Origin of the sequence: Geminocystis sp. GBBB08, assembly GCF_016743215.1 — a bacterium.
In the GTDB taxonomy this organism is placed as follows: domain Bacteria; phylum Cyanobacteriota; class Cyanobacteriia; order Cyanobacteriales; family Cyanobacteriaceae; genus Geminocystis.
Genome location: NZ_VRZC01000082.1, coordinates 1 through 16345 on the forward strand (window position 1 = coordinate 1; position 16345 = coordinate 16345).

Here is a 16345-nt window from a genome sequence, read left to right on the forward strand (position 1 = left end):
TTAAGGTGAGCATTGCCCACCCTACAGTTAGTTATATTGTTCCTCCTTTCAAAGAGGTTAGGGAATCAATAATCAGCGCCTTCGATGGGGGCAAAACCTTGACGTTGGATATTTTCAGTTACAACTCTCGGTTCTAAAAATTGTAACAGATAATCAGGCCCTCCTGCTTTTGAGCCAACTCCTGATAATTTAAAACCTCCAAAGGGTTGACGAGCAACGATCGCACCTGTAATACCACGATTAATATAAAGGTTGCCTACTTCAAATTCTTTGTAAGCTCGATCAATGTGTTCAGGAGTACGAGAATATAAACCCCCTGTTAAAGCGTAATCCGTACCGTTAGCAATGGCTAAAGCATGATCGAAATTATTGGCTTTGATGACGGCTAAAACAGGGCCAAATATTTCCTCTTGGGCAATAGTAGCATTTTCGGGAATATCCACAACAACGGTGGGCGGTACAAAATAACCGTTTTCGGGAGTTATCACCTGAATAGCTAGTTTACCTTCTTGTTTACCTTTCTCAATATATTCTAAAATCCGTTTTTGGGCGATCGCATCGATAACAGGGCCCACTTTTGTGCTAGGATTTTTAGCATCACCCACATTGATGGATTTTACCGCTTCTGTCAATCTCTCCACAAAATTATCATATACCGTTGAAAGCCCGATGGCACGAGAACAAGCCGAACATTTTTGTCCACTGAAACCGAAAGCAGATTGCACAACCCCCGCCACCGCTTGATCTAAATCGGCACTCTCATCAATAATAATGGCATTCTTACCGCCCATTTCCGCAATAACTCGTTTAAGGTGACGTTGTTTTGGTTGCAAGATGGCCGCATCAGCATAAATTTTACAACCGACTTCCCTAGAACCAGTAAAAGCGATAAGGTGAATATCAGGATGTTTAACGAGATAATCGCCAATAACTGAACCTTTACCCGGTATATACTGAAAAACTCCGTCAGGAATCCCCGCTTCTGTCAAAATTTCTGCAATTTTTGCTCCAATTACTGTGCTAGTGGCGGCAGGTTTTAGTAAAGCACAATTTCCGGCAACTAAAGCAGCGACTGTCATTCCCATAGCGATGGCAAAGGGAAAATTCCAAGGGGAGACAATTAAAGCAATGCCACGAGGTTGATAGAAGTACCTGTCTATTTCTCCAGCTACATCATAATTATAACCTTGATCGAGCCTTTCCATTTCTGAGGCATAATAACGGCAAAAATCAATAGCTTCAGAGATTTCAGGATCACCCTCTTTTAAAATTTTACCAACTTCGTAGCACATCCAAGCAGTTAATTCGTGGCGACGGGATTCGATAATATCCCCAGCCTTGCGTAAAATATCTGCCCTTTCCTTCGCCGTTGTCTTACTCCATGTTTTAAAGGCTTTTTTGGCACTATTCATAGCTTCGTCTGCTTGAGAAAGGGAAATTAAGCCAATTTTACCGACAATTTCACTGGGATTGGAAGGGTTAACGGAATCGATATATTCCTCAGTTTCCACATATTTACCGTTAATTAAGGGTAGATAAGTTTTACCTAGCTGATTGTGGACTATAGTCAACCCTTGTCTCGCTTTTGTCAAGTTAGACTCCCTACCATAATCCGTATCTGGTGTGCCCTCAAAATTTGATCCCCCTAAATCCCCCTTGATAAGGGAGACTTTTAACGTTGGGGGTGCGACTAATTCTTCTATGGGTTTTTCTTCTGCATTTTGGCGTAAAAAGGAGCTATTAGCAGTATTTTCGAGTAAACGACGAATAAGATAAGCCATACCCGGTAATAACTGCCCATAAGGTGCATAAACCCTTACACGATGTCCTCTTTTAACGATTGCCCTAGCTAAAGTTTCTCCCATACCGTAGAGTATCTGACACTCAAATTTGCGTTTGGGAATTTTTAGCGTTTCTGCTATGGCGATGGCATTAGCTTGAGTGCGCACATTATGGGAAGCGATCGCACTGTTTAAATAATCGTGATTTTCGAGGAGAAGACGAGTTAACTTTTCATAATTGATGTCTGTTTCCGCTTTATCATTAAATACGGGTTGTTGCCAGTGATTTTGACGAGATTTGATGGTTTCTTGATCCCAATATGCACCCTTCACCAGTCTGATGGTAATAGGATAAGCTCGTTTTTTTGCCCAATTAATCCACCCTTTTAAATCGTCTTCAGAATCCCTCAGATAGGCTTGTAAAGTAACTCCAATATCTGTACGGGTTTTAAATTCTTCTTCCATCAACAACTCTCGCAAAATGGAGATAACCACGTCTTTATATACATACTGCTCGATGTCGAAGTGAACCGCAGTGTTATGATCTTTAGCGTGGCGTAATAGAGTTCGGATGCGATCGCAAACTTTAATTTTACTACCTTCAGGATCGATGGGGTCAAATTGAGAGTAAAATGCAGTTAACTTGACAGATACTTGCACTTTCGGGAGATTTTCACCGTCTGCGACATCAATTTCCGTAATATTTGACCATTTTTGAGCTTGATTGCTTAATTGAGTGATTAAATCAAGGTAATTTTGCAGATAAGATTGAGCTTCTACTTCCGTTATAACCGCTTCTCCTAATAAATCAATGGAGAAACACATCTTTTCTTTGCGTATTCTTTCTACGGCTTTAATTACTTCTTTGATCGTTTCCCCTGAGATATATTTATAAGCTAGGGTTTCCACTGCTTTAGTTATGGTTGCGGAAGCAATTTGAGCAGGAGGGGTATTTGGTTCTGTAAAATTTAAAATACCTTTAAGTGCGTCAGGTAATTCTACTTCTTCAGTCGTTAAATACTGTTGTAAATGACGAGCAATTTCACTGTTACTTTTTAATGCAGGTAACGCATCGATAAATCTAAACAATTGTACCCTTAAGCCAGGATTACTCATTGTCCAATTCATGAGTTTATCATCAAACTGTATTTGTTCTTTTAACTGACTGAAAATATTACCTTTTTGCCTTGTGGCTTGGATTAATTCCTTTGCGATCGCTTGTGTCGTATTCTCATATGATGAGATAGAATTAGCTACAGCTACCATAATTTTTTCCTATAAATATAAACAAAATATCTCTAATTTTTCTCTGTTCCTAGATTGCTAAAATGCTGATCTTGCATAATGTTTAGGATTTTTCAGCTTTACCATTTTATCATATTTAAAGGCTTATCATCAATTTTTGATAATAAATAGTTATTTTAGTGTTACACAAAATCAAAACTCCCATGAAGATTGAACAATTATTAAAGTTAATTATTAGGGAATTTATACACCTAAATACTGTTGATGAGGACAAGTTGCCATCATAGTTTGATCATTTAATATTTCACCATAAACTCCTCTTGTCAACCCTCTTAATTTTTTTAATTTATTTAGAGATGCTGGGCAATCACAACCAAACATTTTTATAGCAGAATCACTTTCTTCATCGGTAAAATTAAGCACAAAATCACCATCTTCATTTTTTTCTAAATTGGGATAATCACTGATTTCATTAGAATTAGGGTTAATAATAGTAAGATTAATTTCTTGACTTTCTGATGCTTTAACAGGTTGAAGTTGCCAAAAATTAAACAAAGAAGAAGTTAAGACAATAGGTGTTGATAACAAACAAAAATTTAAAATTTGGTTACTTTTCATCGTTAAATTTTTCATATTTATAAATATTTAAAGGTGTTAATTATTATTTAGTTTTTTAGATAGTCACTGATGAGTTATAAAAAAAATTACCCAATTTTATTTCAATATAATTGATGGTTTTGTAATTGTCAATAGTTTTTTATTGCTAAAAATTTTTTTTCTGTTTCATTTAACTTAATCATGACTCTTTTCCTTATAATCCTGTTATTATAACCAATACAACTTTAACCTAAATTCAAAATTATCATGGATGGATCATTTGCGCTTACCATACAAATTGTGATAACGGTTGTAGCCGGAATTAGCGCTCAAGTATTAGGGGAATACTTAAAAATACCCAGTATCGTTTTTCTACTTATCTTTGGCATTGCTTTAGGTAGAGATGGATTAGAAATATTACATCCAGAATTATTAGGAATTGGGCTAGAAGTTTTAGTGGCGTTAGCTGTGGCAATTATCCTTTTTGAAGGAGGATTAAATCTCGAATTAAAAGAATTAGGAAGAGTCTCAGGAAGTATTCGTAATTTAGTTACTATCGGCACTTTAATCACCTTTTTAGGGGGAGGAATGGCAGCCCATTGGTTAGGAGAGTTTCCTTGGCAAATTGCTTTTTTATATGCCTCTTTAGTGGTAGTAACAGGGCCTACAGTAATAGGACCACTTTTAAAACAGGTAACAGTAGATAGGAGAGTTGCCACATTACTAGAGGGAGAAGGAGTTTTAATTGATCCTGTAGGTGCAATGTTAGCCGTGGTAGTATTAGATACTATTCTTAACCAATCTCCCAATTCCTTAGAAATTATTTCAGGCTTATTATTTCGTTTAGGTATAGGCACTATTATTGGTGGTATTAGTGGATGGTTATTAGGCACATTTCAGAAAAAAGCCAATTTTGTTGCCGATGACTTAAAAAATTTAGTGGTATTAGCCGGAGTTTGGGGTACATTTGGACTATCCCAAACCATTATCAGTGAATCAGGATTAATGGCAACAGTTATAGCGGGGATTGTGTTAAGGGCTTTTGCTATTCCTGAAGAAAGATTATTATTACGTTTTAAAGGGCAATTAACAGTTTTAGGAGTATCAGTTTTATTTATTCTTTTAGCGGCAGATTTATCTATTGCCAGTATTTTTGCCCTTGGTTGGGGAAGTGTATTAACAGTGTTGGTTTTGATGTTAATAGTTCGTCCCCTCAATATTTTAATTTGCACTTGGGGAAATGGCATGAATTGGCGACAAAAATGCTTTTTATCATGGATTGCACCTCGTGGTATTGTTTCTGCTTCCGTTGCCTCTTTATTCTCAATTTTACTGACTCAAAATGGTATTAACGGTGGTGATTCTATCAAAGGATTAGTATTTTTAACTATTATGATGACAGTATTTATTCAAGGCTTAAGTGCTGGTGCAGTGGTAAACTTATTAAAAATTAGTTCTAATAACACTACTGGAGCGATGATTATTGGTTGTAATCCTTTAGGGCGTTTAATGGCTAATTTATTTATCACCGCAGGAGAATCCGTTATTTTAATTGATACTGATAAAGAGGCTTGTGAAAAAGCCAAAAAAGATAACTTACCAGTAGTTCAAAGTAGTGCTTTAGATCCTCAAGTGTTAGAAGAAGCGGGAATAGAATCCTTTGGCACTTTAATCTGTCTTACGAATAACGGCAATGTTAATTTAATGATTGCACAACGAGCTTCCGAAGAATTTGCACTAGCAAAAATTGTCGCCGTTTTTCCCCATAATGATGATCATAATATTAAAACTAATAAACAAAAAATTAATCAGGCTTTTATTTCTGAATTCGCCATTAAAACATGGAATCAGTATATCATTGATGGACAATTTAAGTTAGGTAAAACTATGATTAAACCTAATGCTATGGATTTACAACAAATTCATCTTAAAACCATGATTAATGGAGGAGAATTATTACCTTTATTAGTCAAAAGAGAGGGTAAATTACAAATATTAACCGTGGGAGAAGAATGGAAAATAGACGATGAAGTTATTTATTTATTATTTGATTCTCGCCCTGACTTACTCAAACGTTTATCGGGCAATATTCAATCTTCTCGTTTTAGCTTAGATAAGTTACAAGAGGTAGAAGAAATACCCATTTCTACTTTAGCTAAATCATCTACTTTAGATATAATAAATGAGTAATATTTTTATGATAAATTTTCATTATAATTTTATGGTTAAATTAATTATGTTAGGAGGACCAGGTTCAGGAAAAGGTACTCAAGCCTTGAAAATTAGTAAAGATCTTGATCTAACAATTATTGCCACAGGAGATATTTTACGTCAAGCCATTGCTAGGGATGATGAATTAGGAAAAAAAGCAAAAGAATATGTAGAAAAAGGTGAATTATTACCCGATCGCATGATGATAGAATTTATGAAAAATCGTTTAATACAAAAAGATATTGCGAAAGGTTGGGTTTTAGAAGGTTATCCTCGTACAGCATTTCAAGCCGAAGAATTAGATTTTTTATTAGAAGATTTAGAGCAAAAAATTAGTTACGCTATCTACTTAGATGTTAGGGAAGAAACCATGATTAAACGCTCTTTATCAAGGGGTAATATCGATGATCAATTAGAAGTAATAAAAAAAAGAATTGAGTTATTTAAGCAAAGAACAAGTCCGATTTTAGAATATTATGAAAAAAAACATACCTTAATTACCATTAAGGCAGAAAATACCATTGAAGAAGTTGAAAAAGCTATTTTTGAACAAACAAAGGTAATTTAATCACAGAGAATTGATCCTTAATCAAGTTTATAATTTTAGAGCAAATTCTTAAACATACTAATCTAAAAAACAATTACTTATTTTTTTCCATCACAAATATAAAATGAAAATCTCTATCATTGTCGCTAGTAACAATAAAAATTTAGCATTAGCACATCAACTTAACAAGATTGCTTTAGAAATGGGGCAAACAACTCAAATTATCGATTTGGTAGAGGAAGATTTACCTCTCTATACTCCCAAAGTTCAAGCACAATATGGTATTCCTCATAAAGTAACACAATTAGCTCAGACTTTAATTAATACTGATGGAATGATTTTTGTTGCGCCTGAATATAATGGTAGTATTCCCCCTACTTTAAATAATGCCATCGCTTGGTTAAGCGTCAGTGGCGATGATTGGCGAGGTTGTTTTAATGGTAAACCAGCAATCGTTGCTACCTATAGTGGTGGAGGCGGACAATATGTTTTATTAGCCATGAGATCTCAATTATCCTATATTGGTATGAACGTTGTAGGCAGACAAATTCTCACCAATAGCAGTAAACCCTTGAATTTAGATTCGGGGAAAGAAGTAATAAAACAACTGATTAACCTTGCCAGTTAAGGGTTTTGAGTAATTCGATCGCCTCGCCATAAATTGATGAGGTTAATAGGTTTCAGGTTTCAGGTTAACAATTCGGAGTTTAGAATTAATTAATTACTTAATTTAATTTTGATAAAATCAATTAGAATAAGTTTTTTACCTTATCTTTACCTGATACCTAACACCTGATACCTGACACCTTGTCTTAACGAGTGAGTGTCAAAAATAATAATTCTTATACCAATTTACAAATTTTTCAATACCAACCTCAATAGGTGTATTAGGTTTAAAACCAACATCATTGACTAAATCATCAACATCTGCATAAGTAACAGGCACATCTCCGGGTTGTATCGGTAACAGATTTTTGTTGGCTTTAATTCCTAGACAATTTTCAATAGTTTCGATAAACTTAATTAACTCAACTGGTTGATTATTGCCGATATTATATATTTTATAAGGGGCGTTGCTGATACTTGGATCTGGATTTGCCCCAGACCAATTAGAATTATGATGAGGAATGTGATTTATCACCCTTACCACCCCCTCTACAATATCGTCTATATAGGTAAAATCCCGCCTCATTTTGCCATAGTTAAAGACTTTTATGGGTTTTTTCTCCAAAATCGCCTTTGTGAACAAGAAATATGCCATATCTGGTCTGCCCCAAGGACCATATACTGTAAAAAAGCGTAAACCTGTACAGGGTAAATTATATAAGTGACTGTAGGTATGAGCCATTAATTCATTGGCTTTTTTTGTGGCAGCATAAAGACTTACGGGATGATCTACATTGTCAGAGGTGGAAAAAGGAATTTTTGTGTTTGCTCCGTAAACAGAACTAGAGGAAGCAAAAACAAGATGTTTGATATTATGATCACGACAAGATTCTAAAATATTCATAAATCCCACAAGGTTACTATCAACATAAGCATGAGGATTTTGTAAGGAATATCTAACCCCAGCCTGGGCAGCAAGATTTACGACTATATCAAATTTATTTTCGGCGAAGAGTTGTTCAATCTTGTCTCTATCCGTTAAATCTAATTTATGAAAAGTAAAATCTTTTTCTTCTTGTATTTGACTTAATCTAGCAGTTTTTAAAGAGACATCATAATAATCATTAAGGTTATCTAAACCAATAACTTCATTACCTAAAGATAAAAGTTTTTGACTTAAATAAAATCCCACAAATCCAGCAGCACCTGTTACTAATATTTTCATCTTTTTACGTTATGAATAATTCACGTTTAATTTTAAATAAAGTTCACTGATAATGATTAAAATAACGGTTAATATTAAGCTCAATAAAGCACCATAAATATTGTAATAAAATATTAAACATCCGATAATTAATGTCAGCAAAATATAACTCAAGGCTACTGTTTGATGACTCCATCCTGATTGTTGTAGTCTTTGAAAAATATGAGAGCGATGTGCTTGAAAAATATTTTCTCTCTTCCGTAACCTAATAATAAGAGTATAAATGGTATCACCAGCAATAGGCAAAACAATAGCTAAACTTGACCAAGCTATAGTAACATCTGAAGATTGAATTAGTGCGATGGGAATAACAGCCCCTAAAAATGTACTCCCAACATCTCCCATGAATATTTTAGCAGGAGACCAATTCCAATACAAAAATCCTAATAAAGCGGCTATTAAAATTAACCATTCGTATTGATGTAAATAAAATGTAATAAATGATAGTTGTACAACACAAACCCCTGCGACAATACCATCTAAACCATCCATAAAATTGTAGAAGTTAATCAAGGCAGTAAAAGCTATGAGAGTTAAAATTATTGCCAAAATAATACCAATAAAACCATAATTAGTTAACCAAGGTTGGGGAAAAATTCCGTAACGGATAATGGCAAAAATAGCGACACCTAATTGTACTCCGTAACGAAGAATAGACGGCAAATTATAGCGATCATCTAAAAAGCCTACAATAGCTAAGGGTAAAAGAATTAAAGGCAATAGAGGATCAATTTTCACCGGTAAGACAGGAAAGAAGATCAAGATAACAATACCGAGAATAAAGGTGATGACAAATCCTAAACCTCCTCCCCTCGGAGTTGGGCTAACATGAGAACTACGCTCATTGGGAATATCTAAAAGTTGTTTACTAAAATTCTGTTTTATCAAAAACACTAATAATAAACTTAGTAAAAAACTACCAATAAAAAGAAATACTATAAAAGTCATATTTAGAGGCTTATCTCCCTACAATCTGCCATCGATAATTATCATACAATTAAACGTAACTTTAGTAAGAAGATTATGAATTATTTTGGATTCGTCAATTTCAATACAAAATCTGCATAAGAATCTAATTCCTTATGAATCAAAGGTACTAACTTTTCATATACTATTTTTAGGTAATTTAGTTTAGCCCAGTCATATTCAAAATCAAAATAGTATCTTTTGAAATGTCGAAATCTTCTCAATTCATCTAGTAATAAATAAGATTCATGGGATAAAACTGCTTTACGAATACCCGGTATCTCAATACGCATTTTTCCTAATAATTCCTTGTGCCACTGTTGCGCATCTAAATGATTCTCAAATGCCCTAGAGATGCGAAATAAAATAGTTTCTAGACAAGTATAAGTGTTGCACAAAATTTCTGTTAATAATACGGCATCCCTTAAATCTCGTTTATCTTCATCAACAAACATTGGATTATAAGAAACATATAAACTGTTTATATTACCCAATACCACCTGACTATTTTTAATTTCTCCTACTAACAATAATAATTCATCTTTTTTCATAGACAATTTTCCCTTTCATGAAAATAATTTTTTGAAAAGAAGAATGGATATTTTCCCAACGAATTAAATCTAAAGAAAAAGTAGTCATGTTTTCTGCATCAGCAAATATATCCATAAATTCCATTGAGCTTACTCCTTCAATGGCTAAATCAATATCAGAAGCCTCAGAAAAATGTTTTGACTCTAATACCGAGCCCCATTGAATAATCCTTTTTGGTTTATATTTCTGAACAATCATCTCTATAATTTGAGCGGCATCTTGTTGCGCTTTTTTCCACAATTCAAAACGTTTAGCTTTTAAAGTATTCTGTTTTTCTTGTAGATACATTCTCGCCGATGAATAATCAAAGGTATCCATATATTTTCAATATATATTACAAAAGATTTAGGATTGCTATATTATTCATAGTAACTTAACTGTTATTCTCTCCATTTTTTATAATTTTTTACCACAAAAATAACTGTTTAATTGATAATTCTAAATCAGGAAAAGATTGAGTTTGAATGATGCCATCAGAAACAACTATCTTGGTACAATAATCACCATTTTTAGGATTCAAAAAAATATGAATTTGATGGTTGTTAATATCCGCAACCCACTATTCTTTTATACCTTCTTTTGCATAAATTTTTTTCTTTTCACGAAGATCATAGTTTAACGTCTTATTTGATATTTCAACTAACCAGAAAATATCTTCGGCAGATGGATGTCTATTTTTGTATTGATGGGCTGGAAGTTTTACAATAGCTAAATCAGGTTCAGGTTCAGAATTTGTTAGAGTTATAGGATGAGCTTCTATCACTAATGCTAATCCCTTTAACCGTTCACGAAGATAGTCAGAACAATTTCTGGTTGTATAGCTATGTAATGGGCTTTCTGGTGGCATTTCGATCAATTCTCTTTCTAATAATTCTACATTTTTATGATCTAATACTCCATTATTAATAAGATTATGATATTCCTCTAAAGACCATTTCATTAAGGTTTTAATCATAGTTATATAGGTTATTTTATTAAAATTAAAAGAATCAAGCGAACGTATCTCACCCTAATCACTGAGCATCATTTGATGAAAAGTATGTATTGTTATTTCAGAATGATTCTAACACCTAACACCTAATTTTTTTTACATTTGTGATTGTAAATAGTTAGGTAAACCAATTTTATCAATCAATCCTAACTGTTTTTCTAACCAGTAAGCATGATCTTCTTCTGTATCTCCTAAAATTACTCTTAATATCTCTCTGGTTTGGTAATCTTGCTCTTGTTCACAAATGGCGATCGCCTCTTTTACATCACCGATAACTTTATATTCCAAATCAAGATCATTTTGGAGCATTTCAGGTACATTAGAACCAATTTTCAAGCCTTCTTGATCAGCTAAATCAGGAGTAGTTTCTAAAAATAGTAAACGCTTAATTAATTTATCAGCGTGTTCGGTTTCATCGTGCATTTCATGATCAATACGCTCATAAAGTTTAGTTAAACCCCAATCGTCATACATTCGTGAATGGGTAAAATATTGATCTCTAGCGGATAACTCACTGCGTAATAGTTTTTGCAATTGTTTAATAACTTTTTTATTACCTTTCATTAAAATACTCCTAAATATACAATTAAATCATAGACTGTAAATAATTTTCGATGCCTGAATTGGATATTAACCACTGTTGAGATTCCAACCAATCAATTTCTTCCTCAGTTTCTTCTAATAATTCCGTTAATAAATCTCGACTAACATAATCTTGTAAAGATTCACAATGATTAATCGAATTACGCAAACTATCCGCAATTCCCATTGTTATCGTTAAATCATTAGCAACTATTTCAGGTACATTTTCACCAATGAGTAATTTACCTAAACTTTGTAAATTGGGTAAACCTTCGAGAAAAAACACACGCTCAATAATTTTGTCAGCCTGTTTCATTAACTTAATGGAATAACGATACTCAGACTCATTTAGTTTATTTAATCCCCAACTTTTACACATTCTAGCATGGAGAAAAAATTGATTAATAGCGGTTAATTTTAGCTCTAAAACTTGATTAAGCTGAAGTTTAACTTCTTGATTTCCTTCCATAAGATTATTATTTAATTAAATAAACCATTATACTAAATTATTTCTGAAGAAAAAATACCTCTTTTTGTTATATTTGCTAATATTAGTTAGTTTCCTTCTAATTTAGATTACTTGTATGTTAGCTCAAGACATCTTAATGCGTGAAAAAAATCAAGCCACCATGATGAAGACAAAATCCCAACCTCAAAGGGATTTAGTTACCAAGAAAAAATATCTCAGAAATAAATCCCCAAAAAGATTAGATTCTCAAAATAAAGCCTTGAAAATTAATCATCAAAATCGTCCATTTTTACTCAAATGTTTAATTATCATCGGTAATACTTCTTCTTTGGTTTGTTATCTTTCGGTGGCTATAGCTTTTATTCTCTATGGTATGACAGTTTATGCACCAAAGTTGTGGACGCAGAAATATCAAGAATTACAAAATTTACAAAAACAAGAAAGACAATTTAGTTTCACTGATGAGATAATGAAGAATCAGTTAGCAGAATCAGCAAATCAATCTGGTTCTGGTTTTGTCAATCCAGATGCTACCCAACCACCGATCTTTTTACCTGATAGTAACCCAAAACCAATAGAATTAAAACGGTCTAATTCTCCCATACCTAAACACATCGACAAGATTTCCCCTATAGCATATTAATCAATGATGAACGTCAATCGCCATAAAATAATTGAAAAATCGGCTTTGTTTAAAATTTGGTTTCATCAGTCTCACCATCACCGCAAAAATTCAGATAATCTTCTTAAATCTATTAACTCTGATGCCATCATCCGATTAGTGATTGTTTGGTTAATACTAATTTTAAGCTCTGGGGCATTAATATTTAGATTATATCAATTACAAATTGAACAAGGAGAAGAATTATCAAATAAAGCAAAACAACAACAAACCTATAATTTTCGTCCTTATATACCTCGTCGTTCTGTAGTTGATAGTAGAGGTAATGTAGTGGCTTTAGATAAAGTAGTTTATACTATTTACGTTCATCCGAAAATGTTATCCAAAGATAAGGCGATTGTAGCGGAAGATTTAGCTAAAATATTAATTAATCGAGATAAAAATGAGATTTTAAAACTACTTAACAGTAAAGATACAGGGGTTTTATTAGGAAAAACTATCACTGAAGATCAAGGGAATAAAATTAAAGGATTAGGATTAGAAGGAATTGATTTAGAAAGACGTTATGCCCGTTTTTATCCCCAAGGCGAACTTCTTGGAGACATTATCGGCTATGTAGATACAGAACATTCCGGACAAGCAGGAATTGAATATAGCCAAGAAAAACTCTTAGAAAGAGATCTTTCTACCGTAGCCATGAAGTCTATGTTAACCGTAAAAAGAGATGGACAAGGGGCAACCATTCCAGCATCTTTACCTGAAGGCGTTATACAATTAGACGATTTACAATTAAAACTAACATTAGATTTACGGATACAAAGAGCCACACGAGATGCCCTCAAAGCTCAACTTAAAAAGTTTAATGCTAAAAGGGGAGCCGTTATCGTTATGGATGTTCACACAGGCGCACTGATTGCCTTAGCTTGTGAACCAACTTACAACCCTAACCAATATTCTCTTTTTGATTTTGCTTTATATAAAAACTGGGCTGTTACCGATAGCTACGAACCCGGATCGACTTTTAAACCCATAAATGTGGCTATCGCCTTAGATGAAGGAGTAATTAATCCTAACTCTAGTGTCTTAGATTCCCCTAGCACTGTTATAGATGGTTGGCCCATTGCTAACGCTTCAAAAACAGGCAAAGGTTGGGTAAATGTGACCAAAGTCTTAGAAGCATCAAGTAATACAGGAATGATTCACATAATGCAAAAGATTAGTAGATTAAAATACTATCAACGATTAGAAGAATTAGGACTGAATAGACTCATGGGATTAGATTTACCCTTTGAGGCAACAGGATATTTAAAACCGAAGGAAATCTTTACAGCCCGAAACATTGAACCAGCAGTATCCGCTTTTGGTCAGGGATTGTCATTAACACCACTAAAATTAGTACAATTACACGCAGCTTTAGCTAACGGCGGAAAATTAGTCACCCCCCATGTAGTTGAAGGTTTAATTAACCAAAATGGTGAATTAGAATTAATTCCAAAACTGCCAACAAAACAACTATTTAAGGAAAGTTCAGCCCATAGTGTGATAAAAATGATGCAATCAGTAGTTGACAATGGGACTGGTGCAGCTGCACAAATTGACGGTTATCACATCGGCGGGAAAACGGGCACGGCTCAAAAACATGACGGCAGAGGTAGATACCAAGCTAACGCTAAAATTACCAGTTTTATTGCTATATTGCCTACCGATAATCCTCAATATGTAGTTTTGGCAGTAGTAGATGAACCAAAAGGGGCAAATACCTTTGGCTCAACGGTAGCTGCACCCGTGGTTAAAGAAGTTATGAATGCCATAATTCGTCTTCAAGGAATACCTCCTTCTTATCCCATTGGCTTGAAAAAAAATGAAAAACCTTAATTATATAGACTTCTTGCAGAAGTTGCGGGGAAAGCGAAGAGGAAAGAGCGGATTTGTAAATACAATTAATTTGAAACTATAGCAATCCTAAATCATTTCTGAAGAATTAAAGATTAAAAAATAAATCTGTAAATCCTACTATACCTTAAAACTGACTACTGATAGCTGATAGCTGGTTGTTATTAAAACTTAATATTTTAGACGTAAATATTTTCAATTTCTCCACAATTTCTCCACAATTTATCGATAGGATCTAATTAGATAATTAGTAATCGAGGATTCCATCATGAGTTATCCAAAATCTTTTGTCCCGTTAATAAACAGTATTGAAAAAATATTTCAAGACCAGATTTCAGGATACATTACAATCTCTAATGAGAATTTCGGTAAAAAAATTCACTTTTGTGAAGGTAAAATAATTTACGTTAATTATCAACATAATCGGTTAAGACATTGGCAGAAAAAAACCAACAAATATTTACCTAAATGGGATTCTTCCAATATAGAAACTAATAGTATTGCCCTAGAACAATTATGGGAAGTTAAAAGACTTAATCAGGGTTTGGAAAAAAAAGAAATAAGTTTAGTAGAAGTGAATACTTTTATCAAAGAAATACTAACTCAATGTTTTTTTGAACTTTGCACTAGCAGTGATTTTAAATATAGACTTGTTAAAGATAAAACAAATAAATATAACTATTCTAAAGATTTGGGTTTAAATCAAGATGAATTCCGTTTGTTATTAAAGGATGTCGTCCAAAAGAAAAAAAATTGGGATTCTTTAGGTTTAGGTTCATTAAATCTGAACTTATCTCCTTATTTAAAAAGTGAGCAAAATAGAGAGTCTCTACCTTTATCATCTCATTATTTTGAAGGTAATCATACTCTTTGGGAAATTGCAACGGAAGAGCAAAAGTATATTGCAGACGTCGCATTTTCTGTATCCCATTTAATTAAAGAAAACCTGATTGAATTAAAATGGGTTAATGATTCATCAATCAAGGAGAATAAATCAGAAGTAATAACCTCTAATTCTGTCAAAAAATCTTCTAATTCCGTTCTGAATTTGTCTGAATTTACCAAACAGTATTTGATTGCAATTATTGATGATTCGGCTTTATTTCAATCAAAATTAGGAAAATTCTTAGAAGATTCAAACTACAATATATTCGGTATTACCGAGCCGATTTCAGGGATGGGAAAATTAATAGATCAAAAACCTGCTTTAATCTTATTAGACACTAAAATGCCTACCGTTGATGGTTATAGTGTTTGTAAGTTTTTACGCTCAACTACCTGTTTAAATGAAATACCAATTGTTCTTTTAACAGATAATGACAATCAGTCTGAACGGGAATATGCTAGTTTTATTCAAGCAAATGACATATTCTGTAAAGAGTCAAGTCTTGAGAAATTAACCCCTATCATCCAAAAATATATTCCTTCTGTGAAAACAACAGAAAATATTTATGTATTGCCAGAACAGTTATTATATGCTTAATAAAAAGTTAACTGACTGTATCAATAAAATTAGACAATTTTAGTTGAATTTAGACATTTTTTCAAATTTTTTGAGGTTATGTCCAGGTTTTTCTGTGTACAAATAAGTGCAATATTTCTTCTCATACCCAATTCAAAAAAGATTGCTACAGTAAAAAAGATAATAACTCATATCGTAGGTTGGGTTGAAAAAAAATAAACCCAACATACTTTTTAAGTGTTAATATAATCTGAAATTTTCTGAAATTAATCAGTTTATCATAAGAGTTTTCATTCTCCTTGAATATATCGATTAAATGTAGCAGCAGTTTCTTTAGATTGTTCATTTTGAAGGGGAAAAATTAATAAACCCTGAATTTTTTTATTATTAATTATCAAAAAATTGGGTTTAAAACCCCGTCCTTCTAGGACGGCTTTATATTTACAATTTAGTTATTAATATTGTAAAATTAGTGCTAAGATGAAGAAAATCAAAAAGTAAAGTCTAAATGTTAAATC

General features: G+C 33.1%; 15 protein-coding genes. 6 read left to right on the forward strand and 9 right to left on the reverse strand.

Annotation, left to right across the window (positions count from 1 at the left end):
• Nucleotides 1-65: 65 nt before the first annotated feature.
• Complete coding sequence (pruA, locus tag FWJ34_RS11570; protein WP_308255476.1) at nt 66-3047, reverse strand: L-glutamate gamma-semialdehyde dehydrogenase; 2982 nt, start codon at nt 3045-3047, stop codon at nt 66-68.
• Between the two features lie 222 nt (nt 3048-3269).
• A complete protein-coding gene (locus tag FWJ34_RS11575) occupies nt 3270-3659 on the reverse strand; it encodes a hypothetical protein (RefSeq protein WP_308255477.1) in 390 nt (129 codons plus the stop codon).
• Between the two features lie 231 nt (nt 3660-3890).
• Between FWJ34_RS11575 and FWJ34_RS11580 the strand changes: the two genes are divergently transcribed.
• The 3 genes from FWJ34_RS11580 (at nt 3891) to FWJ34_RS11590 (ending at nt 7009) form a co-directional block, all read left to right on the forward strand.
• Nucleotides 3891-5813, forward strand: a complete 1923-nt coding sequence (locus tag FWJ34_RS11580; RefSeq protein ID WP_308255478.1) for a cation:proton antiporter — start codon at nt 3891-3893, stop codon at nt 5811-5813.
• A gap of 31 nt (nt 5814-5844) precedes the next feature.
• Nucleotides 5845-6402, forward strand: coding sequence for a nucleoside monophosphate kinase (locus FWJ34_RS11585; protein ID WP_308255479.1), 558 nt, complete (start codon nt 5845-5847; stop codon nt 6400-6402).
• A 103-nt stretch (nt 6403-6505) separates the two neighbouring features.
• Nucleotides 6506-7009, forward strand: coding sequence for an NAD(P)H-dependent oxidoreductase (locus FWJ34_RS11590; RefSeq protein ID WP_308255480.1), 504 nt, complete (start codon nt 6506-6508; stop codon nt 7007-7009).
• Between the two features lie 198 nt (nt 7010-7207).
• Here FWJ34_RS11590 and FWJ34_RS11595 read toward each other — a convergent pair whose 3' ends face one another.
• From FWJ34_RS11595 to bfr (FWJ34_RS11625), 7 genes are all read right to left on the reverse strand, one after another.
• A complete protein-coding gene (locus FWJ34_RS11595) occupies nt 7208-8212 on the reverse strand; it encodes an NAD-dependent epimerase (protein WP_308255481.1) in 1005 nt (334 codons plus the stop codon).
• A gap of 9 nt (nt 8213-8221) precedes the next feature.
• The gene (locus tag FWJ34_RS11600) at nt 8222-9199 is read right to left on the reverse strand and encodes a glycosyltransferase family 4 protein (protein ID WP_308255482.1); all 978 of its coding nucleotides are present in this window, start codon (nt 9197-9199) and stop codon (nt 8222-8224) included.
• Between the two features lie 80 nt (nt 9200-9279).
• Nucleotides 9280-9768, reverse strand: coding sequence for a hypothetical protein (locus FWJ34_RS11605; RefSeq protein ID WP_308255483.1), 489 nt, complete (start codon nt 9766-9768; stop codon nt 9280-9282).
• Entirely contained in the window at nt 9755-10126 is a 372-nt protein-coding gene (locus tag FWJ34_RS11610) for a nucleotidyltransferase domain-containing protein (protein ID WP_308255484.1), read from the reverse strand. Before FWJ34_RS11610 ends, FWJ34_RS11605 begins: the two co-directional genes overlap by 14 nt.
• 241 nt (nt 10127-10367) lie before the next feature.
• Nucleotides 10368-10763, reverse strand: a complete 396-nt coding sequence (locus tag FWJ34_RS11615; protein ID WP_308255485.1) for a Uma2 family endonuclease — start codon at nt 10761-10763, stop codon at nt 10368-10370.
• 132 nt (nt 10764-10895) lie between these two features.
• Entirely contained in the window at nt 10896-11363 is a 468-nt protein-coding gene (bfr, locus tag FWJ34_RS11620; RefSeq protein ID WP_308255486.1) for a bacterioferritin, read from the reverse strand.
• Nucleotides 11364-11385: 22 nt separating this feature from the next.
• The gene (bfr, locus tag FWJ34_RS11625) at nt 11386-11850 is read right to left on the reverse strand and encodes a bacterioferritin (RefSeq protein ID WP_308255487.1); all 465 of its coding nucleotides are present in this window, start codon (nt 11848-11850) and stop codon (nt 11386-11388) included.
• Between the two features lie 115 nt (nt 11851-11965).
• Between bfr (FWJ34_RS11625) and FWJ34_RS11630 the strand changes: the two genes are divergently transcribed.
• From FWJ34_RS11630 to FWJ34_RS11640, 3 genes are all read left to right on the forward strand, one after another.
• Entirely contained in the window at nt 11966-12493 is a 528-nt protein-coding gene (locus FWJ34_RS11630) for a hypothetical protein (protein ID WP_308255488.1), read from the forward strand.
• Nucleotides 12494-12496: 3 nt separating this feature from the next.
• A complete protein-coding gene (locus FWJ34_RS11635; protein WP_308255489.1) occupies nt 12497-14347 on the forward strand; it encodes a penicillin-binding protein 2 in 1851 nt (616 codons plus the stop codon).
• A gap of 286 nt (nt 14348-14633) precedes the next feature.
• Nucleotides 14634-15848, forward strand: coding sequence for a response regulator (locus tag FWJ34_RS11640; RefSeq protein ID WP_308255490.1), 1215 nt, complete (start codon nt 14634-14636; stop codon nt 15846-15848).
• Nucleotides 15849-16345: the final 497 nt, after the last annotated feature.